Below are 21,543 nucleotides of genomic sequence, written 5' to 3' on the forward strand. Positions count from 1 at the left end.
AGACGTTGCATGGAACGTCTGGAACAACAGTTCTGAAAGTCATAATCGATGTGTCTACTGCTATAAATCTGTCATCAATCTTGCTTTTCTGAGCAAGAATTGAATAACCGTTTCTTGCCGAGAAATAATATCAGCCGTTCCCTCCATTCCTAATTGAATGGGACAATGGTTATTGCCTTGACGTAAAGACAGGGTGGCTGGCTTAATCGTGACTTCAAAAAAGGCTTTATTCCGGGTTGGGTTAGAAGCAATTGCCGCTTCATTTCCGGGTGGGGTGATAGCATCGGGAGAAATTGTGCTGACGACGCCGTTGAGAGTACCATAATCGGGATAAGGACAAGCTGAGATGCGTAACTGTGCTTTCTGATTTGTCTTGACTTTGCCGATGTCTTGAGCGGCGACTAACGCCTTGACAACTAGGGTGGTGTTACTGGGAGCAAGTTGGGCAATTTCTTCTCCAGGGCGTACAGTTTGACTGGAGTTGCGTAAGTTGAGATTAAATAGAATACCGTCGGTTGGTGCTTTAATTAGGGTTTGGCTGAGGTCAATTTCGGCTTGTTTGAGGGAGTGGGTATCCCGTTCAAGTTGTTTTTGCATGTCGATTCGCTGCTGGATGAGAGCGTCTCGTTCTCGGGTTAAAGTGGCGAGAGTGGCGTCACCGATCGCTTTTTCTTGGGGAATACGCTGTTGCGCGATCGCAACGTCTGCTTGAGTGGGATTTAGGGTGGCTAATGCCCGTTTTAGTCTCGCTTTCGCCGCCGCAACGGTTTGGTATTGTTGTTCAATGGTTCGTTTTTGCACGTCAACAGCCGCTTGTTGGGCTTTAACGGCTTGCTGTTGTTGAGTGACGGCGAGTTTGGCTTCCTCTAATTGGTTCTGAGAAAGGGCACCCAATGAGGCGATGGGTTGATATCGCTTAAACTTTGCCTGGGCAGCATTTAATGCCGCTATTGTTGAGTTTAGATCAGCTTGGGCTGATTGTAACTGGGATCGGGCTTTTTGCAATTCTTCCTGAGATAATCTGACATTTGCCTCGGCTTCTGCAACATCGGCGGTGGTGGTAATTTGTTGATCCCGATAATCCCGACGGCGGCGAGTTAATTCAGCTTCAGCCGAGGTAACAGCGAGGTTAATGCGGTCAGTTTCTGCTAAGATTTGGCTATCGATGGCACGAATTTGGGCATTGATTTGAGTTAGTTGTAACTGGGCTTGTTGGATACTGCTTTGTACATTCCTTTTTTGGGTTTGTAGGCGGGAGTCGTCGATAGTTGCAATTACATCTCCTTGGTTCACCTGTTGGTTTTCCTTGACAAAAATGCCCGTTACTTGACCTTCTGTCGTCGCTTGCACCAGACGCAATTCACCAGCCGGACGGACATTGGCAGTAGCTTTTACCGTAACATTATACTTGAACACAGAAGCGAGTGCGATCGCAACTCCCATAGAACCGACAATAAACAGTCCCCCCAGCGTACTCCAGCGACTAATTGGGGGTAGAAACTCATTGTCTTGAATGGGGGGCAAAAAATCCTGTTGAGAGGTACTAACCATAGGAATAATAAATGATAAACTCGATTAGAACCGTTCGTAGTAGGCACTTTAGTGCCATCAGCGCTCAAGCGCTGACTACAAAGTTGTTCGTAGTAGGCACTTTAGTGCAAACTGACTACAAACTCTTAGCTGGAAACAAAAATCGCTAAAACTTTGGGCTTAAATTTACACAGATATTCATGAACAGTCATCTACGGAATTAAAAAGTCCAAATGCTCTCCCGATTGATGGCGTAACTCTTCAACCGAACCTTGCTGTTTTAATTTCCCTTGTTCAAGCAAAACAATCCAATCCGCACGCTGAATCACGCGGGGACGGTGGCTAATCATAATCGTTGTTTTGCCGTTTCTGTGGTGCAGTAATCGCTCTAACACGTCCGTTTCACTCACGGGGTCGAGGGCGCCTGTAGATTCATCTAAAATCAGCACGGCTGGGTCATTCACAATAGCTCTGGCAATGGCTAATCGTTGTCGTTGTCCGCCGGAAATATTCGCGCCAAATTCGCCTAAAACCGTTTGATATTTATCAGGGAGTTTACTGAGAAATTCATCAGCGCCAGTAATTTGGCAAGCGGTAACAATCTCCTCAAACGTGACATGAGGAGTGCCTAAGCGGAAATTTTCGATAATTGAGCGACTCCAAAAATGAGCATCTTGGGGAACCAGAACCACCTGTTGTCTCAGACAGTCTAAGGATAAGTCTTGCAGGTTATAAAGACCAAAGCGAATATTACCGGAATTCGCTGGGTATAAGCCAGCCATGATTTTGGCTAGGGTACTTTTACCACAGCCAGATTTACCAATTAATGCGATAACTTTGCCTCCAGGAATGGTTAGGGTAAAATCTTGCAGGAGGTCAACTCTGCCAGCATGGTGAAAGTTGAGATTGGTGCAACTAATATCAGCATGACTGGGAATTTTGGCAAAGGGCTTTTTCGTATCATCTGGGCTTTCCGGTGTCGCGTCGATAACTTCCGTAAGGCGCTGGGTTGCTGTTTTAGCACGGGTGAATTCATCAACAAAGCCAACTAGGGTACTGATAAAGGCAGTAAAATTGCCATTCATGCTATTAAAGGCTAACAATTGCCCAATGGTTAATTGCTGTCCAATCACCAGCGTGCTGCCAAACCAAAGTAAAGCGATACTACCAATGTTAGAAACGAAGTTAGAAAAAACATGATTAATAATGCCAATCTGAACCGTGCGGAACGTAACATTCGCAAGGCGTCCGTAGCGGCTTTGGAATTCTTCACCAAATTGAGGCGCGGCGGTGGTGGTTTTCAGAGTCATTGCGCCTTTGAATGTTTCCACTAAAACCCCTTGGTTTTCGGCGGATAAGACTAAGACATTACGAATTTTTTGCTGGAGGCTGGGTAAGAAAATAAGAGTTGATAGGGTCATCAATAGGGCAATTACACCAGCAATGGCAGTGAGTGTACCGCTATAGATGAGCATGAATGCCAAAGAAATAAAGGCGATAAAAAATTGGCTAGGAAGACTGACAACGACTTGAGAAATAAGTTGGTTAATTTCCTGAATATCTTCCAAGCGGCTAACCACTTCGCCACTGCGACGGGATTCGTAATATTGCAGGGGTAAGCGGAGGATTTGGCGTCCAAATTCCAGGATGAGTCCCAGTTCTAGACGTTGAGCAAAGTGGGCGATTAAATTCGATTGTATCAGTTGGAGGCTGCTGCTAATTAAGTGCATAATACAGACAGCAATAGCCACACGGGTTAGCAGTTGGGTATCACCTCGAATCAGTACATCATCAGTGAGAATTTGTAGCAGGAAAGGAGAAGCGAGGGAGAGTAAACCGAGAACACAGTTGATCAGCAGTGTTTGGGAAAGAAGGGTGCGATAGTACCAAACCCGTTTGAGAAAGCGACCAAATCCGCCAATTTTGTCTTTTTCATCAGGTTGTTCAAAAAAGCGAACGGGGTCAGGTTCAAGCAGGAGCATTACGCCATCTGTCCAGGCTTCTAAAAGCCATTTTTTGGAGAGATATCGAATACCTGCACCTGGGTCAGCTACAACATATTTATTGCCCTGTTTGCCATATAAAACAACCCAGTGATAGCCTTTCCAGTGAATAATGGCGGGGAGAGGGACTTCCTTTATTCTGTCGCAAATTTCAGGAGGTGCTTTGACTGAACGCGCCTGAAATCCGAGTGTTTCTGCACCTCGTTTTAAGCCTAATAAGGTTGTGCCTTGTTGCCGAGTTCCGACAAGTTCGCGAATGCGGTTAATCGTAAAAATGCGTCCGTAATGTTTGGCGATGGAGGCAATACAAGCCGCGCCACAATCTTCTTCACTGTGTTGGAGAACATGGGGGTATTTCATTTTCAGTGCTTATCAAACTTCACGATTGTGGTGAATTACATTGCCCTACTAGGGATGGGAATTTAGGATGTTTGCTTCCCAATCCCTAGTATCTAATCGCCAACCGAGTTCAGGAGTTGCGTCTTTAAGGTGAAATGTGATTAGATTGCGATCGCATAGTCTGTACTTTTCTGTACTGCTCTATTCAGCTTGGGAGGCTCCAGTACCAGCACTGAGGGTACGCGATCTGGTGCTGCCAAACGCAATAAGCCATAGCCAATACCGGCTAAACCCGTCATTAGTCCGGGTGTCTCCACTCCCAAAGGCACTCCACAGAGCCAGCCATATTTATCGATACTTTCGAGGATAATGGCGGCAAAGCGATCAACTTGAGTTTTCCACTGTGGATCATCAAAAGTTTGACTGGCTTGTAACAGCAATTCCAGATTGCCTAAGTCGCCATGACATAGAGAGTGATTGCTACCAAATCCATGCTCCAGAGTGGTTTTTAGGGCTGTATCAATCTCAGTACGAATTTTGGCATCATCAAGATGTGGAAGCGATCGCAATCTCCCTAACCCAATTCCCGGCGCACCGTGACACCATGCAGTCATACAACTCGGTTGATTGTCGTCTTTATCTGCCAGAATTGAACTGGAAAAATCGCGCAAGTCGGGCCAATTTCCTACTTCAGGACGGAAGAGACTTCGCTCGTACTCAATAGCAGCTAGAGCTGTTGTACGAAAGCGTGAATCACCTGTTAGAGCAGACAATTCCAGCAGTGCTGATGCTATCCCTGCTGCACCATGAGAGAAGCCAGCCAACGGTAGTTTTCTACCCCAAACACTTACCCAACCAACACCCTTTTCCATTGTTTTTGCCTGAGAAATAATCTGCTCTCCGCACTGAATTGCTGCACCGAGTATGCGTTGAGAAGGTCGGCAACGGTACAAGCCAATCAGACTGTTAAGACATCCGGCAGCACCACCAACAATGTCTAAATGTTCATCTTTGGTAATCAAATTAGGGAGTAATTCAACCAGCGTTTCAGCTTCAGCTAATAAGGCTGGTTCATTCCATAAAATTCCTAGATGAGTTAGGGTATAAATTACTCCGCCCCAACCCTCAAAGCCACCAATTGCCTGAATGAAGGATTTGCTACTCTCTAGCTGACGTTGCATTGTCGTCAATGCCGATTTTGCCAGTACAGTGTAGCGGTTTTCATCACTCACAGCCCCAAGATAGGCAAGGAAAAGGACAACTCCTGGTAGACCATCATAGAGACCTATTCCCAAGGGAGTGAGAGTCCAATGCTTTTCTTTAATGACAGTTAAGCCGATCCAAGAAGTATCTTTTTCGCCATGTAACGCTAGTGTTTCTAGACGATTACCCACGACTTGTGCTGCTGCCAACACTTGCTCGCGACTGGCATGGTTTTGTGGTTCTGTCACACGGTAACTGGAGAATTGCAATTCATCCCCTGCCATTGCCAATGTAGTGAGAGAGGCATGGATAAACCAAAGTTGTTGTGTGAGATCAGTATTACTGAGTTGTTTCAAGCGACGTTGCACCAGACTCATACCTGATTCCCCATAAAAATCGGCAATTTTCTGATTAGAACTACTCCAAATAGCACGAGAATTAGGGCGAGTTGTGAACATGGGAATATCACCTTGCCACAAGTCATCACGTTCAGCAGCAATCACCTTTGCCAGATAGGGTTGCTGTTCGATGTCCAACCAAAGGTGGTCAAAAAAGCGATCGCGCTCTAAGGCATCGCGTAACAAGTCTGGGTGATAGCTTTCATGCAGCAACAGAGCATAGGTGTAGGTGGGGCGCATGATAAAGCGTACTTCATCCTCAGCAAAGGCAGCTAAAGGGCTATTTTCAGATAGCAATTCCTCTCGATATCGCAGTAGTAACTGATAGACATTGGTAAAGCCAGTGATGATTGTTTCAGCGTACTCCAATATATTCACTTCCGCATCATTCAAAGTCGGTCGATTATTACTTCCTGATATGGGCATCCGCTCGCGAATCACCCGCATTTCATCTGTGCCAATTGCTTCTAAATAGGGGACGGTATGGAGTGTCATTTGACCCGATTCCCCCCCTAATCCGCTCATCTCAATTCCCTCAGATTCATCATTTACCCAGAGGCGTTGGGGGAGTAAGCCAACACGTAAAACGGAATAACCAATTGTTGTGAATGCAAGCTTATCTGAGTTGTTTATCTCAATGTCTGAAATTTGGGGATGGAATAGTGATTCCAAGTCAACTAAAACAGGATGTTCCCCAGATGCAATTAAGTTTTCCATGTGAAAGTCAGTGGCTTCAATAGCATACAGCAGTGCCAAGTAACCCCCCTGACGTTCATAAAAACGCTGAATTTCTTCTGGATTAGTACAACCTTGAGGAGTAATAAATTCCACCCAGCCATAAGTCCCCTGATTCAGGATTTTTAGGGTGCGGAATGGTGGATGATTGCCTCGCTGATTAAGCCATTCTAGGAGTTGCTGAAAATGCACATCAACAGCTAGAGACTTTGGCTTATAGACTACCTGGAAGCCAGAGCTAAACTTTGCAATTAGAACAGCACGTCCGCCTCGATGGGTGTCGCCAACGCCGCCATCTATTTGCACCAGTACACCTGTCTCTGCTTCTGGACTGAATGTGGTACAGATATCTAACCAATCAGTACAGAGGTGTTGAAGAAATTCCAGACTAAAGTTTATCCAGCGATTAATGCTGATTACGAGTTGACGGGCTAAGACTGGATACTCTTGGAGGAGAGGAAGCACAATTTCAGGCTGGCGTAGGCGTTGTAAGAAACTTTTAAATCGCTCCTCTGGTGTGTCACCTTGTAATAGTCCTTGCAGACGCGCTACGTTGAGTTCTAACACCATTGTACGGCTCAAAATCCTGAGTAATTGCCCTGGGAGATTGGCAAATAGCAAGGCTTCAACGGTGCTGGGGTCAAAGGGTAAACTAGGATGTGTCTCGATTAAGGTTTGGACTCCTTGGTGGAGTTGAGCTAGTCCTTGGTTGATCAGGGGTGCAATTGCATCTAAAAAGCCAGCTACTTCTTCACCTTGCAATTCTTCTGGGAGTGGGATCGAACTGGAATCAGAATCAACAAACGCCTGACAAATTTCTATTAACCAGTCTGTAGAAGTGGGTAAACGGTTTTGAATAACCTCAATTGGTTCACCTAATAGGTAGAGAAATTCCTCTTCGGTTATGTCATCTATTCCTAGACGTTGAGCAAAGTTAGAGTCAGTTGTGAAGGGTGACTGCGATTTCCATTGCTGTATTCTTCGTTGGGCTAGCTCAACATTCACATCAACATTTCGCACCTGTTTTCGGACTAATGGTAGTGAGGTAGCCCGTTCTTTTAACGTAATTCCGCGATACCAGTCAGCCGTTTTAAAGTATGCTTTATTCACAGTAATATAATCCTGCTCAAGAAAAACTTGTTTATATCGCACGAATATCAGAGTTGGTTTTAGGGGCAAAAATGGTGACGGACTGTTTGATAAAATATTGCCGTCCGTCACAATTTACGTCAAGGATAACTATTATCCTTAATCGCTATTGATTGCTGAATCAATAGCCTGTATGATCAGATACTTAGGTTACAAGGCATTGCAAAAGTTACGACCACCTGGTCCGACTGTACTGCAAGTTAAACCCTGTGTTCTGAGACAAACACCGAACACCGGATTGCCAGTGTTGCCACCGCCAAGGCACGTAACACCAACTGTTTTGATGCAAATACCTAAAACTGGATTACTGGTATTGCCTCCTTTTTTACCGCAGCCGAAGATGCTGAGGAAGCCGCCCCCCCCAATATTCTGCATAGCTTCATCCGACAGTTCAACCATCCCTGCTGGGTTTTCAGGCAACTGCGCCCGTTGCTCCTCACTCAAGCTATTTCGATACTCTTCATCCTTCCAAGCACGAATGATGTCGAGGTTTGACATTGGTTTTCTCCTTAAGTTAAGTAGACTCAAAACAACTGAAACAGAGTGAATGCCAGGTATGGCATTACCGAGCTAGAAAATCATCACAGAACGCTCTGAAAAAACATCGCAACTCTCAATCATTTATTGGCTCAATCGCGAGTCATTTGACTCATGAATTCAGAATAGTTGGGGGAATTTCCCTCAAGCTAATCGCCTAGGCTTGACGCTAAAAGTTTTCTACAGTGGGAGATAAACAGTTAGGGGAAGTCGCTAAATTAGGGGATTCCCCCAACTTTATTGCCGAATTTGACTTGTTGATGGTGAGATTGCTCTAAAGAACGCAAATTCTACCAATTTCCTAAAAAAATTATTCATGAAGCGAAATTTGTCAACCCTCTACTGAGTGAATTGTTGCGGACAAAGTAACAGCGAAACAGTATTAGAACCCCAACAGTAATACTGCACACGGTCACAATCTGACCTGATGTCAGGGTTCGCGTAGTCCTGAGCGAAGCGAAGGAACAGGAGCGTTAGCGAAGCTTGGCGCGATAGCGCACAGCATCTCTCTAGATTCTTCACTCCGCTGTCGCTCCGTTCAGAATGACAGATTCAGGACTTACGCACAAACGCCACATATAGTAGGGGCACGGCATTGCCGTGCCCCTACAGGTAGCGCCTGTGCCGTCAAGAAAGCGTAAGTCCTAAGATTATGACTATGCTCTGTTCTCCAATGACAGATTAGGGAGGCACGAAGCGTGCCTACTACGAACGGGGAGAACTACCCTCAACTCTGCTACCTGTGCTGGTAGCGAGAAGTTCCCTACAATGGGGGATAAATCGTTAGGGGATGTTACCCAACTTAGGGGAACCCCCCCAACGTTTTTACCGGGTGGGACTTGTCGATGGCTAGACCGAACTATGGACCTCAAGCGAAAAAACGGGCAAAACGCCTGTTAGAAGCGTTGCTGGCTTACGCCAATGACGAGTGGGAGAATACAGAACATCTACAGATAAAAGTCAACTGGCAAAGTGAGAACCAGTTGGTTGTCAGGACAAAAGTACGATTTCTCCAGGAACTAACCGCCTTAGATCCCTATGAAGGCAAATTAAATAGCGAACAAATTAAAGAAGCATTGAAACGGCTGGCAGATTTTGTCGAGATTCTGGAAGATAATCGTCCGGGAAAGAAAGGGTTACATGATTGGCACTTTACCCTGAAACTCTGGCACAAGCGGTACGATAAAGATGCGATTATGCAGCGGTTTAATCTAGAGTGGGAACGTCGCCGCCCGGAAAAGTCAAAACAAGTCGCCCCGACTGCATCACCACCGCCTTCTGTAACTACAGGGGTACAATCACGGAAGACGAAGCGTGATGTAGAGACGTGCCATGGCACGTCTCATGGCACGTCTGGGAAGATTTATCGGTCATCTCCACCGTTAGGAAATGGGTTAGAACTACCGAATGATCCAGTGAAACTCAATTCTCAGTTTTATATAGAACGCCCTCCCATTGAGGAGCGTTGTTATCAGACAATTTGTCAACCTGGGGCGCTGATTCGGATTAAAGCACCTCGGCAAATGGGTAAAACGTCGCTGCTAGACCGGATTCTGGACTATGCAGAACAGCAAGGTTATGCCACGGTGCGGTTAAATTTGCTACAAGCTGAGGCAGAAGTCTTTAGCAGTCTGAATCGCTTTTTGCGCTGGTTGTGTGTTTGTATCGCTTCTAAACTTAAACTTGATGCTCAACTGGATAAGTATTGGGATCAAGATCGGGGCAGTATTGTTAATTGTACAACCTACATCCAAGATCATTTATTAGAACAACTGGATTCTCCTTTAGTCTTGGCATTAGATGAAGCAGATCGGGTGTTTCAGTCCCCAGATATTGCACAAGGATTCTTTCCTATGTTACGCAGTTGGCATGAGGAAGCCAAGACTGTGGATATTTGGGAAGAATTGCGATTAGTCGTGGCGCATTCAACGGAAGATTATGGACCCTTGGATATTAATCAATCCCCCTTTAATGTGGGATTACCGATAGAATTGCCAGAGTTTACCTCGCAACAAGTCGCCGATTTAGCTCAACGCTATCAACTGGATTGGGATGAGACGCAAGTTCTACAGTTCATGGCGATGGTAGGGGGACATCCCTATTTAGTGCGATTGGGACTGTATCACTTAGCGCGTCAGGATGTAACGCTATCCCAATTATTACACGATGCGCCAACAGAAGCAGGAATCTATGAGGCACATTTGCGCCGACATTGGGGAATGCTCAGAGAAAATGCAGAATTAGCCGCCGCCCTAAAACAGGTAGTTAGTGCCACCGAACCCGTGCAAATCGAAACCATGCAGGCGTATCAATTATACAGTATAGGGCTGATTCAGCGAAAGCGCGATCGCGTCATTCCTCGTTGTCAGTTATATCGGCAATATTTTCAGCGAATTATGAATTATGAATTCTAGCGACCCAAATTGTAGAGACGTTGCATGCAACGTCTCTACAGGGTTTTTGTTACTGGGATTACACTAATCTAAAATGACTCTATGTCAGATAGCAATTATTACAAAGTAGGAGGAAGTTTAGAGTATCAGCATCCGACTTATGTGGTGCGAAACGCTGATGCTCAATTGTATCAAGGATTAATTAACGGAGAATTCTGCTACGTCCTCAACTCTCGACAGATGGGTAAATCCAGCTTACGGGTGCAGATGACGAAAAAGCTAAAAGCTCAAGGGGTAAAATGTGCCACGATTGATATGACTCGCATTGGTAGTCATGTTACACCAGAAGAATGGTATGGGGGATTGGTGTCTGAATTATTGCGTGGGTTTCGACTTTCCAGGAAGATTAACTTTAGCAACTGGTGGCGCGATCGCGAGGTTTTATCTCCGGTACAACGCTTGAGTGAATTTATCGATGATGTGCTGTTAATTGAGTTATCTGATCACATCGTCATTTTTATCGATGAAATCGATAGTATCATAAAAATTCCCTTTCGAGATGACTTTTTTGCCTTGCTCCGGGCTTGCTATAATCAGCGAGTGGATAACCCAGATTATCAACGTCTCACCTTTTGCCTGTTGGGCGTCGCTACGCCATCAGATTTGATCGCCTCCAGAACTCTGAGTACCCCGTTTAATATTGGCACAGCGATAGAATTAACCGGGTTTAACTTGGATGAAGTGAGTCCATTGGTGCAAGGATTAGAGACAATTGTCAGCCATCCCAGACAGGTAATCGCTGAGGTATTGGAGTGGACAGGGGGTCAGCCGTTTCTGACCCAAAAGCTGTGTAAATTAATTGTCCAAGAGTCAGAATTGGATACTCTCAAATCATCGAACGGGATTGAGGCGTTAGTACGGGAAAATATCATCGAAAACTGGGAAGCCGGTGATGAACCGGAGCATTTAAGAACAATCCGCGATCGCATCAAGTGGAGTCCGCGCCAGAAACCCTTGCTGCTCCTCTATCAACCCTTGCTGCTCCTCTATCAACAGATTTTACACCAAGGAGAAGTGAAAGCCAAGGACACCCCAGAACAGATGGAATTACGGCTGTCTGGGTTAGTGGTGAAGCAGCAGGGAAAGTTAAGAGTCGCTAACCGGATTTATCAGGCAGTTTTTAACCAAACGTGGCTGGATGAACTCTTGGCGGAAGCAGATGTATTGTCAGAGGTAGCTAATTCTGAGCGTAAAACTGACTCCACTGGTGACTTATCTGCTGCAACTACAACTTCTAAAACACCTTTGGTGAAAATAATTACAAATAAACCAGGAGAAGGGTTTATATCAGATTTTTTAGTAGATGATAAATTGATCAGAATCTACCAAGGAGATATCACGAATCTTGCCGCCGATGTTATCGTCAGTTCGGATGATACCTATCTCAGTATGAGAGGTGGAGTCTCTCGCCGCATTAGACGGATGGGTGGCAATAAAATTTACAGTGAGGGTCTAAATTTTAGAATGTCAAATGCTTTATCTATCGGTGATGTTGCGGTTACATCTGCGGGAAATCTCCAGGCAAAAAAAATATTTCACGGTGCAGTCATTGATTGGCAGCTTGAATTATTTCCGTCGAAAAAGATAATTCAGAAGGTTGTACATGATTGCCTGAGGAAAGCCAATGACTATGGATATAAAACAATTGTCTTTCCTTTACTGGGGACAGGAGCCGGATGCCTGGACAAACAAATCGCTTGGGAAATGATGCTTAAACAAATTATTATGGATTTATCGACAATTCACCAAACAATCCTAGAAGTATGTATTACTCTCTATGATAGAGAAACGGCGGTGGAGTTAAATCCTGAATACTTCCTAGATGAAGTGCAAAATAAATGGTTGATCAAGGTGATTAAACACTACCCTATATTTTTAAGTTAAATTTTAAATTCATAGACGATAAAAAATTATAGTATGGTAAATAGAGACTATTACAAAGTCGGCGGAAGTTTAGAGTATCAGCACCCGACTTATGTGGTACGAAACGCTGATGCTCAATTGTATCAGGGATTAATCAACGGAGAATTTTGCTATGTTCTCAACTCCCGACAGATGGGTAAATCCAGCTTGCGGGTACAGATTATGACTGGCTCAAGGATTATTTAGTGACTCATCCTGAAGCCCTCAAAACTCTTAACAGCCAATCACTATGGACATAAAACGATTGTACTGTCTTTATTCGGTAAAGGAGCAGGATGCCTACACAAACAAATCCCTTGGAAAACTAGGCTTCAACCAATTATTATGGATTTATCGAGGATTCACCCAAGAATACTCGAAGTTTGCTCCCCCTACTTCCAGACGTAACAGGCTACGTTTTTACAGGATTCCCCTGCATCCTACCCCCACCACAATACTTATTCAGTAAAGCATGTATGAATATAAAGTTGGTGGTAGTCTCCCGGCTGATGCTCCCACCTATGTTTGGCGACAAGCCGATCGCGCTCTCTATACAGCCTTAAAAGCTGGACTCTTTTGTTATGTCCTGAACTCTCGACAGATGGGGAAGTCTAGCTTGCGAGTGCAAACCATGACGCGACTCCAGTCGGAAGGAATTGCCTGTGCTGCAATTGATTTGACCGAAATTATTAGTCCCGATATTACGCCAAGTGAATTTTATGGCAGTATCACCTATACCCTAGCGGATAGTTTTCATCTCCTGGATAAAATTGGCGACTTTGATAGCTGGTGGTGCAACTATGGAAGCTTATCCAGTACCCAGGGATTGGTGCGATTTATTAAAGATGTTCTCCTCAAAAATGAATCGCTTTTGGGAAAAAAATTAATCATCTTTGTCGATGAAGTCGATAGTGTTCTCCGTTTGCCATTTTCTGTGAATGACTTTTTTGGTTTAATTCGCGCTTGTCATAATAATCGCGCCGATCAACCGGAATATAATCGCCTCACCTTTGCGATTTTAGGCGTGGCGTCGCCGACAGATTTAATTCGTTCCCAAGCCTATAGTCTTCCATTCAATTGTGGAGAAGCGATTGAACTGACGGGTTTTCGCTTAGACGAAGCCGAACCTATTACCCAAGGATTAACCGTCAAATCTGCCAACTCCCAGGAACTGATGAAAGCGGTACTCAGTTGGACACAGGGACAACCCTTTTTAACCCAGAAACTCTGCAAGCTAATTGTCGAAGCCGAGGATGCACCGCCTTTAGGACAAGAATCTAACTGGGTTGAGCAACTCGTGCGATCGCGCATTCTGGAAAACTGGGAAAGCCACGATGAACCGGAGCATTTACGCACCATTCGCGATCGCTTGCTCAGAAATGAACAACGCACTCGTCCACTTTTAAAGCTTTACCAAAAAATCTTATCCTCGTCTCATTCATCCCCGATCCGAGGAATATCGGAGTTGAGAACGTCCCCCAATCGATGCGAAGAAATTATTGCTGATGAGAGTCCCGAACAAATGGAATTGCGACTGTCAGGATTAGTGGTCAAACAAGGGGGAATTTTAAAAGTTCACAATCGCATTTATCGGTCAGTTTTTAACCCCAGTTGGTTAAAAAAACACCTGGCTGCTTTAGAACCAGAACCTCAGTATGCCAAATTTCAGAAAACCCTGGCTGAACTGGAGCGAAAACTATTAGTCTCTCAACTAGCTTGTGTAGCCGATGGTAGAGATTCGGCGCAGGCGCTTTATGAAGTGTTGCGAGACGTGACCTTACAAATCGGCGATTTACTCAGCGCCGATCGATCGACTATCTTTTTACTCAATGAAGATAAAACCGAACTTTGGTCAGTCGTGGCTGAGAATGAAGGAAGTGAATTTCTAGATATTCAGGTACGATTAGGGGAAGGAATTGCGGGTCTAGTTGCCAAAACGGGAAAGTTAATTAATATCCGGTCGAATGTTTACCAAGATTCTCGGTCTGATTTGGTTAAAGAATATGACCAAAAGTATAATTATTATACCTATAATGTATTGGCATTACCCATTACAAATGAAAACCACCAAGTCCTTGCCGTTATTCAATTACTCAACAAATTAAAGCGCTCTAAACACTTGGATAATCAGGGAAATTGGTTAATTGATCGCCACGGATTTAGCCAACGTGACCAAAAGCAATTGGCAGAATTTATTCCAGCAATTCGCCGCATTCTAGAAAGCTGTCAATCCTGTTATCGTGCCACAAAGAAACTGCGAGCAACCGCCGCTTTAGCAGAAGCCACTCGTTCTCTCGATAAGAGTAGTTTAGATATTCAAGAAATCCTACCACGGGTTATGGACGCGGCAAAGAAACTCATGAATGCTGATCGCAGTACCTTATGGCTTTTGGATCGCGATCGCCATGATTTGTGGACAAAAATGCCCCAAGCTGATGGTTCCTTGACCCAAATGCGAGTCCCTGTTGGTGTGGGATTTGTAGGTAAAGTGGCTAAAACGGGTCAACCCCTAAATATTCCCTTTGACCTCTACGATCATCCTGATGCAACAAATTCTCGAAAATTTGACCGCACCACGGGTTATCGCACCTGTAGTTTACTCTGTATGCCTGTATTTAACGCCGATGGTGAATTAATTGGCGTGACGCAGTTAGTTAATAAACGTAAATCGGGGCATTTTCCTGCCTATAAACCGGACGATTGGCCCCAACCGCCTGAACAATTTAAAGCGAGTTTTGATGAGCATGACTGCCAGTCGATGCAAGTGTTTAACGAGCGAGTCGGTGTGATTCTGCACTATGCCCAAACCCATGAAACATTAAAACAGCTTGCCCAAATTCAACCCAAAGAAGGGGTTCACAATACCCTAGTCATGCTGAGTCAAGCCGTGGGCAACCATAGTGATGAAGTTATGCACAATATGCTAAATTTTGTCGCCAAATCGGTGGCAAAGTCCCTAGATGCTGAACGAAGTACAATTTTTATCTTGAATAGCGATCATCAGGAGTTTTGGTCGTTGATTGTTGATGAAAAAATTGGAAAAATTAGGGAAGTCCAGATTGCTGTTGACGGAAAAGATTTAGACTTTACATTCAAATTGACGCGACATCGAGTGACTCATAAGCATCAAAGCCTCTCGACATTAATTCAAACGGCTACCCCTCAAGTTGAGGACTATCCTATTCATAGTCATTTAGTCTATCCCATCGTCAATTCGCAGCAGAATGTAGTGGCAATTATGGAATTGTACAATAAGCTTAAACCCACTAGCGATCGCGGCGCACCGTTATCTGAACGCATTGACCCTAAAGGGTTTAGGAAAGCCGATGAAAAGCAACTCGCTCAATCTGTCCCTTCTATTCTCCCCATTCTGGAAGGGGTACAATCTTTTTATCGAGAAATGCGGATCATTCAGGGGCGACAAGCCATCGATGCGTTATGGCTAGCCATTAGTTCGATTAGTCAAGGGAATTGGACATCCCAGGAAATTCTGCAAAAAGTAATGGATGCGGCGCAAAACTTGACCAATGCTGATCGCAGTATCCTTTGGCTAGTTGATCGCCAACGTGGTGATTTATGGACTGAACTTCCTGGTGTTGGGAAAATTCGCTGTCAAATTGGTACGGGTTTTGCCGGTCAAGTGGCAGCATCAGGTAAACTGATGATGATTTCCTATGACTTGTATGACCATGTTGGCGCATTACACGCCAAACAAATGGATTTAGAAACTGGATATCGCACCTATAGTTTGCTCTGTATGCCGGTTTTAAGCCGTGATGGGGAGTTATTGGGAGTGACGCAGTTACTCAACAAGCGCAAACCGGGGACTTTTTCTGAGGATAACTCCGCTGATTATCCTGAGGTTCCTGATTATTTTAAGACAAGTTTTAATGAACGCGATCGAAGGTATATTGAGATATTTAATAATCAAGTCGCCGTGATTGTTCAAAGCAATCAACAGCAGGATGTATTAAAAAGTGAAATTTTGGGTAGACTGTCTAGAGCGTCGCTTTAGTAACCAAAATCAAGGGTTAAATCCTCTGTACTCCCTTTAGTAGACACTGTAGGGGCGGGTTTAGGGACAATTGTAGGGGCGGGTTCAGGGACAATTGTAGGGGCGGGTTTAGGGAATCTGTAGGGGCGGGTTTAGGGAATCTGTAGGGGCGGGTTTAGGGAATCTGTAGGGGCGGGTTTAGGGACTAAATTCAGATATTCACAGATAACGGAACAACAAAACCCGCCCTCCCCACTATTTACAGAGTAACCAACGTACTTACTTTAGTAATCATTATGAAATTACTCCGAATAGTTTTGGGAATCCTTCTTCCACCGGTGGGAGTTTTTCTGACCACAGGAATTAGTTCAGCCTTTTTTATTAACATTTTGTTGACCCTGTTAGCTTGGCTTCCGGGTTCCATTCATGCGGTTTGGGTCATTGTAAAACATGAAGAAAGATACGTCTAATACCGTTACCTTGTAGAGACGTGCCACGGCACGTCTGCATGGCATCTCTATTTTATTTTTATTGACCTTTTTTTTGAACTAATAGTTTAGCTTGGCTTGTTTGAATGGTAGTCTTTCGCCCCCTCTATTAGCCAATCAGATAATAACCTCAAACATTAGTCTTCCTGCGTCGGCATAAAAATCGTTAAACCTCCAGGAATACATTCCACCTGAATTGGAGTTTCGCCAATAATTTCTCCATCCAGGGCAATTTTTTGGGGAGGTTTCGCGGTCACTTTAACGTAGCGAGTTCTGATATACTTAATAGCCTCATGTTTGGCACTTTCCCCAAAAATAGCCGATAGCAAGAGTTCATAAGAGGCGCTAATTGCATTGACTTGATTTTTGGGAGTGACGACGGTTAAATCAAGAAGTCCATCGTCATAAACAATACCAGCCGGTCCTTGAGCTAAAATTGATGTCGGCGGTGCTGCATTGGCTACCGTTACTGCTCCTGCTGTAATGGTAACGGTATTCTCGTCTGTCTCAATCTTTGCCTCAAAAGGTTCCAACTCACCGAGCTTTTGTAGTCCTGATAAGACATAAGCTAGCATACCAAAATTATTTTTTAGCTCTCGATCTGCATCTTCAACTGTTTTGGCTTCAAAACCAATTCCGGCTAGCAGTACCATCGGCTTACCATTACATCGGGCTACATCAATTTTCTGGGTTTTCCCCTCTAAAATAATTTTACAAGCTGCTTTAATCGTGTCAGGAATTCCCAACGCTGCAGCAATGGCGTTAGCCGTCCCTCGGGGAATAATACCTAAGGGGATACCTGTTTCTACCAGTACGCCAGCTGCAGCTGAGAGAGTCCCGTCACCTCCAGAAGCGATGATCATCTGAACACCTTGCTCAACGGCAGTTTTCGTCAGTTGCTCCGCATCCTTTTCGGGCGTGGTGAATTGAACATCGAGTTCAATTTCTGGCTCCAAAACATTAACGATTTTATTTAAATCTTCGTCGGGGTCTGTTTGACCAGCAACAGGATTGAAAATTAGGCACGCGGAACGAGTCATAGTGAGTAATTACTGCCTAAAAAAAATTTATGCATGCTTTTGAGCTTTACTTTGCTTTAATGAACAATATAGCTCAATTGGTTGATTGAGAGAGGTGTTAAGTATATATTTTATTAGCTCTTCATTAACAATGCCATCTATAAAAATACGTATTCCTCAAGAAATACTTCTCAAGCTAGAGGTATAAGTCTAGCTGATTCGATATGCTTGAGGATGTAGAACTTGATAAATATATCACTATGAGTACGGAAGATCGGATGAAAGCCACAGCCAAAAATATTGAAGGGAAAGCCCAGGAAGCCATGGGAGAGATTACGGGCGATCCTGAAGATAAAGCTGAAGGTAAAGCGAAACAAGCAGAAGCTCAAGTGCGACATTCGGTAGAGAATCTCAAAGAGGAAATCAAGAAAAAAATTGACTAATTTGTTTGCGTAAATTTACCGACAAAGCAGACGCTACTTGTAGGGGCAATTCATGAATTGACCCTACAACTATAGAGAGGGGAGTTGTGTAAGTTTTGTTACATCCGATGAATTTTCCTGCCAATCATCTTGCCTAAGCCGCCTAGGGGCCAAGACAGCAAAAGCAGTACGGGAACAATCTCCAAACGTCCCATCCACATCAAGACAATCAACGTCAACTTACCTAGCCAAGGCAAATTAGGATGGGTAATTCCACTAGATAAGCCGACACTTCCGAGGGCTGATGCAGCTTCAAAAATAATGTCACTTAAACTATACTGAGGTGTGACGATATGGACTAAAACTACAACACCAATCGCAATTGAACTCACCCAGAGTATTGCCAGAACAGCCGCCGACTCAATCCGACGATTCGCTTCATTTTCTTTAATGACTTCGCCATCTAGTACATAACGCATCATCTGATGGGGTTTTAGGGTAATGCGTTCAAAGCGCCACAGAATCCCTTTAAACAATGATACAATTCGAGTCAATTTTAACCCACCGACTGTAGAACCGGAAGCCCCACCGCAAATCATTCCGAACGTTAATAAGAGTTTGGTTGTGGGACTCCACAATCGTAAGTTTGTCGTACTAAAACCACAGGTTCCCAAGGCTGAAGCCCACTGGAATATACTATCAATCCAAAAAATTTGACCTCTAAACCAATAGTCTTCGAGTACCATCACTACGATACCCAAAGCTAGCAGTATCCACAGCGCCCGATGTTGAGTATCTTGCCACAATGCTGATAGCTTTCGCTGGCGAATCAGTTGATAGTGAATGGGAAAACTAATCGCCCCTGCAATCATGATAGGGATAACAGCTAACTGGATTTGAGGACTATAGGAACCAATACTATTATCAGTGATAGCAAATCCCCCTGTTGAAATCCCCGTCATGCCATGATTCAGCGCATCCCACCACGGCATTCCGACTAAGCGCAACCAGACGACACTCACTACCGTGTATAGGAGATAAATCCACCAAATTTTACGTACTGTCTCTGTCACCGTTAAACCAATTCGCTTCTGGCGTCCTTCAGCATAGTAAAGTTGATAAGCATCAGTACTGGGTTCTAAGACTGAAACCATCAGCACAATCACACCCACGCCGCCAACCCATTCCATAAAGGAACGCCACCACTGGATACTACGCGGTAAGTCACTTGAGCGCAGCGCCATGCTTAGCCCTGTACTGGTAAACCCGGAAAACGCTTCAAATAGGGCATTCCAGGGTTCCTGGAAATTAAGCATAGTCATGGAAGGGAGAGTAACATTAGCTAAATGAGACGCAATTAATATCAATGGGATAGCACCAAAAAAGGGAATTAATCCCCAGCTGAGGGCAACAGCCACCAATGCATGAGGTAGACGTGAGGCTTCTGCATGGCGAAACAGACGATAAAGCCCTTGTGCCGCTGCTAATGACGCTAATGCTGTCCAAAAGAAGGGCAGTATTGCATAATATTCACCCAACAAAATGGCGATAGGTAGAGACACTAATGCCATTACTCCTGGGACATGAAGAAATAGACCTACGTCACGCAGGATTGTTTTAATACGTTGATTCACGATAACCAATAAGTTTTAGTTTTGTGTAGGGGCGGGTTTCACTATTATCGTTTATTGCATCACCCGGCTACGAATTAACCCGCCCCGACCGAGTTTTGAGTTAGTTTTTATTCATCGTCAGAATCTTCCATCATCCCATAGAGAGACTTGGCAATAATCATTTCTGGATTGGTGAGAACCTGTACTCCTAAACGTTCAAAAAGAGACTGATGATTTGAATGATTTACCATGCTAATCAGCGTTTTGATTTCGTACTCTTTGCCCAGAAACATTGCCATTAGATTAGCGGAGTCATCACTCGTGGCGGCGATCAGGGCATCAGCGCGATCTGCACTGGCTTCGTCCAAGAGACTCTCCTTGGCAATATCCCCTTGAAATACATTAATATCGTGGTTTTTGAGAACAGTTCTGGCTCGTTCCACATCTTCTTCAATCAGGGCAACCTCATGACCATCTTTGAGGGCTAAGTCAATTAAGCTAGCCCCCTCCGGTCCTGCGCCTAAGACAATCAAGTACATGATAATCGTTCTATAAAAAAACAACAATAACAGACAACGATTTTTTCACCTAAAAAGGTTTTGGACTTTGAAATACTATTGAGTTTATGCCCGAATCCGCCTATATTCTGCCTGGGCAAACATGTGAATTCCGTAGGCAATTAAACCAATGGCAACAATTCCCAATAACCAAGCTCCATAAGGTTGTCGAGACAGGCTTTCTAACGCCCCATCAAGTCCTCTGACTTCACTAGAATCATACTGAAGACCTGCCTGAATAGCAAAGAAACCAATCATCACAAAGACTACACCCCGCGCCGCTAAACCCAGTCTACCCGCACGAGTTGCCCATGTTTCCTCAGTATTACTCATCTCATGCAACTTCATCTTTTTGCGGAATTTAGCTTTGTAAGCTTTATAGAATTGGTAAAAGCCGTAACCAATAATAATTGCCCCAATTATACCCACTAACCACTGACCAAAGGGTTGGGCAAGCAGGCGGGCTGTCCAAGTTTGCTTTGTAGTTCCACCGCTAGCACTCTGATTCGCATTCACAACGATTTGAATCGCAGTGAAGGCTAAACTTGCATAAATCAAACCACTAATTCCGTAACCAATACGCCTGACAATATCGTCAGCATCATTACTTTTGCCTCTATGATCAGGATCTTGAATTGCTTGAACAAAACGCCACACTACATATCCAATTAAACCCAAGGCGACTACCGCTAACATAAACTTACCAAATGGCTGGGCAGCAATTGTGCTTAAAGCACCTTTGGTATCTGTGGTTTTCCCGCCGTTGCCCAATGCTACTTGTAACGCTAATAAGCCAACAATGGCATATACAATCCCTTTGGTTGTGTACCCAAATCTAGCTAATTTTTCAATCCAACTACTTTCGTTACCTGCATTCTGTGTTTGAGACATAAGTATATTTTGCTCTAAAGTATTCCCTTTGATAATGCAAAAATACTATCTATTTTACTGGCAAAATTATATCTATCGCCGGGATGAAATTTTACTCTTGACTCTATATGCCAAAATAGTGAGGGTGGGTTCCGAGACTGCTCGCTCTTAGCTCTAATTTAATTTTTTCTCCCCTAAGGGCGGGTTTAGTAAAGTTATCGGTTTGTCACCATAAGTTATCTGGAAAACCCGCCCCTACAACTGGGCGGGTTTAGTCAAGTTATCGGTTTGTCACCATAAGTTATCTGGAAAACCCGCCCCTACAACTGGG

At 44.3% G+C, this 21,543-nt stretch carries 12 protein-coding genes and 3 pseudogenes; 7 read left to right on the plus strand and 8 right to left on the minus strand.

Annotation, left to right across the window (positions count from 1 at the left end; translation table 11 throughout):
• Window positions 1-60 precede the first annotated feature (60 nt).
• The 4 genes and pseudogenes from RLO19_RS24760 to RLO19_RS24775 form a co-directional block, all read right to left on the minus strand.
• Window positions 61-1,551 carry an HlyD family secretion protein gene (locus RLO19_RS24760; protein WP_446360053.1) on the minus strand — a complete coding sequence of 497 codons (1,491 nt, stop codon included), beginning with the start codon at window positions 1,549-1,551 and terminating at the stop codon, window positions 61-63.
• A gap of 191 nt (window positions 1,552-1,742) precedes the next feature.
• On the minus strand, window positions 1,743-3,893 hold the full coding sequence (locus RLO19_RS24765) for a peptidase domain-containing ABC transporter (RefSeq protein ID WP_446360054.1): 2,151 nt from the start codon (window positions 3,891-3,893) through the stop codon (window positions 1,743-1,745).
• 140 nt (window positions 3,894-4,033) lie between these two features.
• Window positions 4,034-7,318 (minus strand): type 2 lanthipeptide synthetase LanM family protein, encoded by a 3,285-nt coding sequence (locus RLO19_RS24770; RefSeq protein ID WP_446360055.1) that lies wholly within the window; start codon window positions 7,316-7,318, stop codon window positions 4,034-4,036.
• A gap of 393 nt (window positions 7,319-7,711) precedes the next feature.
• Window positions 7,712-7,855 (minus strand): annotated as a pseudogene (locus tag RLO19_RS24775) (mersacidin/lichenicidin family type 2 lantibiotic); the annotation flags it as partial.
• An 884-nt stretch (window positions 7,856-8,739) separates the two neighbouring features.
• On the opposite strand from RLO19_RS24775, the gene RLO19_RS24780 reads away from it, so the two are divergent.
• The 6 genes and pseudogenes from RLO19_RS24780 to RLO19_RS24805 all read left to right on the plus strand — a co-directional run bounded on the left by RLO19_RS24780 (window position 8,740) and on the right by RLO19_RS24805 (window position 16,713).
• Window positions 8,740-10,308 (plus strand): AAA-like domain-containing protein, encoded by a 1,569-nt coding sequence (locus RLO19_RS24780; RefSeq protein WP_446360056.1) that lies wholly within the window; start codon window positions 8,740-8,742, stop codon window positions 10,306-10,308.
• 81 nt (window positions 10,309-10,389) lie between these two features.
• Window positions 10,390-11,532, plus strand: a pseudogene (locus tag RLO19_RS24785) (AAA-like domain-containing protein); the annotation flags it as partial.
• A 63-nt stretch (window positions 11,533-11,595) separates the two neighbouring features.
• A complete protein-coding gene (locus RLO19_RS24790; protein WP_446360069.1) occupies window positions 11,596-12,231 on the plus strand; it encodes a macro domain-containing protein in 636 nt (211 codons plus the stop codon).
• A 33-nt stretch (window positions 12,232-12,264) separates the two neighbouring features.
• Window positions 12,265-12,435, plus strand: a pseudogene (locus tag RLO19_RS24795) (AAA-like domain-containing protein); the annotation flags it as partial.
• 286 nt (window positions 12,436-12,721) lie between these two features.
• A complete protein-coding gene (locus RLO19_RS24800; protein ID WP_446360057.1) occupies window positions 12,722-16,264 on the plus strand; it encodes a GAF domain-containing protein in 3,543 nt (1,180 codons plus the stop codon).
• Between the two features lie 275 nt (window positions 16,265-16,539).
• Window positions 16,540-16,713, plus strand: a complete 174-nt coding sequence (locus RLO19_RS24805; protein ID WP_446360058.1) for a YqaE/Pmp3 family membrane protein — start codon at window positions 16,540-16,542, stop codon at window positions 16,711-16,713.
• Window positions 16,714-16,868: 155 nt separating this feature from the next.
• Here the strand turns inward: RLO19_RS24805 and RLO19_RS24810 are convergent, their stop codons facing one another.
• Window positions 16,869-17,771 (minus strand): YegS/Rv2252/BmrU family lipid kinase, encoded by a 903-nt coding sequence (locus RLO19_RS24810; RefSeq protein ID WP_446360059.1) that lies wholly within the window; start codon window positions 17,769-17,771, stop codon window positions 16,869-16,871.
• A gap of 239 nt (window positions 17,772-18,010) precedes the next feature.
• Between RLO19_RS24810 and RLO19_RS24815 the strand changes: the two genes are divergently transcribed.
• Complete coding sequence (locus tag RLO19_RS24815) at window positions 18,011-18,193, plus strand: CsbD family protein (RefSeq protein ID WP_446336322.1); 183 nt, start codon at window positions 18,011-18,013, stop codon at window positions 18,191-18,193.
• A gap of 98 nt (window positions 18,194-18,291) precedes the next feature.
• Here RLO19_RS24815 and RLO19_RS24820 read toward each other — a convergent pair whose 3' ends face one another.
• From RLO19_RS24820 to RLO19_RS24830, 3 genes are all read right to left on the minus strand, one after another.
• Window positions 18,292-19,743: a TrkH family potassium uptake protein gene (locus RLO19_RS24820; RefSeq protein ID WP_446360070.1), complete on the minus strand. Its 1,452-nt coding sequence runs from the start codon at window positions 19,741-19,743 to the stop codon at window positions 18,292-18,294.
• Between the two features lie 170 nt (window positions 19,744-19,913).
• A complete protein-coding gene (locus RLO19_RS24825) occupies window positions 19,914-20,324 on the minus strand; it encodes a potassium channel family protein (RefSeq protein WP_446360060.1) in 411 nt (136 codons plus the stop codon).
• An 84-nt stretch (window positions 20,325-20,408) separates the two neighbouring features.
• Window positions 20,409-21,233: a DUF1206 domain-containing protein gene (locus RLO19_RS24830; RefSeq protein WP_446360061.1), complete on the minus strand. Its 825-nt coding sequence runs from the start codon at window positions 21,231-21,233 to the stop codon at window positions 20,409-20,411.
• Window positions 21,234-21,543: the final 310 nt, after the last annotated feature.

Source organism: Coleofasciculus sp. G2-EDA-02, from assembly GCF_040226375.1.
Classification (GTDB): domain Bacteria; phylum Cyanobacteriota; class Cyanobacteriia; order Cyanobacteriales; family Coleofasciculaceae; genus Coleofasciculus.

What these genes read in the sequence shown, in the direction of transcription:
- RLO19_RS24815 (WP_446336322.1), top strand. Translation starts at nt 18,011, where the DNA reads ATGAGTACGGAAGATCGGATGAAAGCCACAGCCAAAAATATTGAAGGG.
- RLO19_RS24800 (WP_446360057.1), top strand. Translation starts at nt 12,722, where the DNA reads ATGTATGAATATAAAGTTGGTGGTAGTCTCCCGGCTGATGCTCCCACC.
- RLO19_RS24830 (WP_446360061.1), bottom strand. Translation starts at nt 21,233, where the DNA reads ATGTCTCAAACACAGAATGCAGGTAACGAAAGTAGTTGGATTGAAAAA.
- RLO19_RS24810 (WP_446360059.1), bottom strand. Translation starts at nt 17,771, where the DNA reads ATGACTCGTTCCGCGTGCCTAATTTTCAATCCTGTTGCTGGTCAAACA.
- RLO19_RS24760 (WP_446360053.1), bottom strand. Translation starts at nt 1,551, where the DNA reads ATGGTTAGTACCTCTCAACAGGATTTTTTGCCCCCCATTCAAGACAAT.
- RLO19_RS24780 (WP_446360056.1), top strand. Translation starts at nt 8,740, where the DNA reads ATGGCTAGACCGAACTATGGACCTCAAGCGAAAAAACGGGCAAAACGC.
- RLO19_RS24825 (WP_446360060.1), bottom strand. Translation starts at nt 20,324, where the DNA reads ATGTACTTGATTGTCTTAGGCGCAGGACCGGAGGGGGCTAGCTTAATT.
- RLO19_RS24765 (WP_446360054.1), bottom strand. Translation starts at nt 3,893, where the DNA reads ATGAAATACCCCCATGTTCTCCAACACAGTGAAGAAGATTGTGGCGCG.
- RLO19_RS24820 (WP_446360070.1), bottom strand. Translation starts at nt 19,743, where the DNA reads ATGGCATTAGTGTCTCTACCTATCGCCATTTTGTTGGGTGAATATTAT.
- RLO19_RS24805 (WP_446360058.1), top strand. Translation starts at nt 16,540, where the DNA reads ATGAAATTACTCCGAATAGTTTTGGGAATCCTTCTTCCACCGGTGGGA.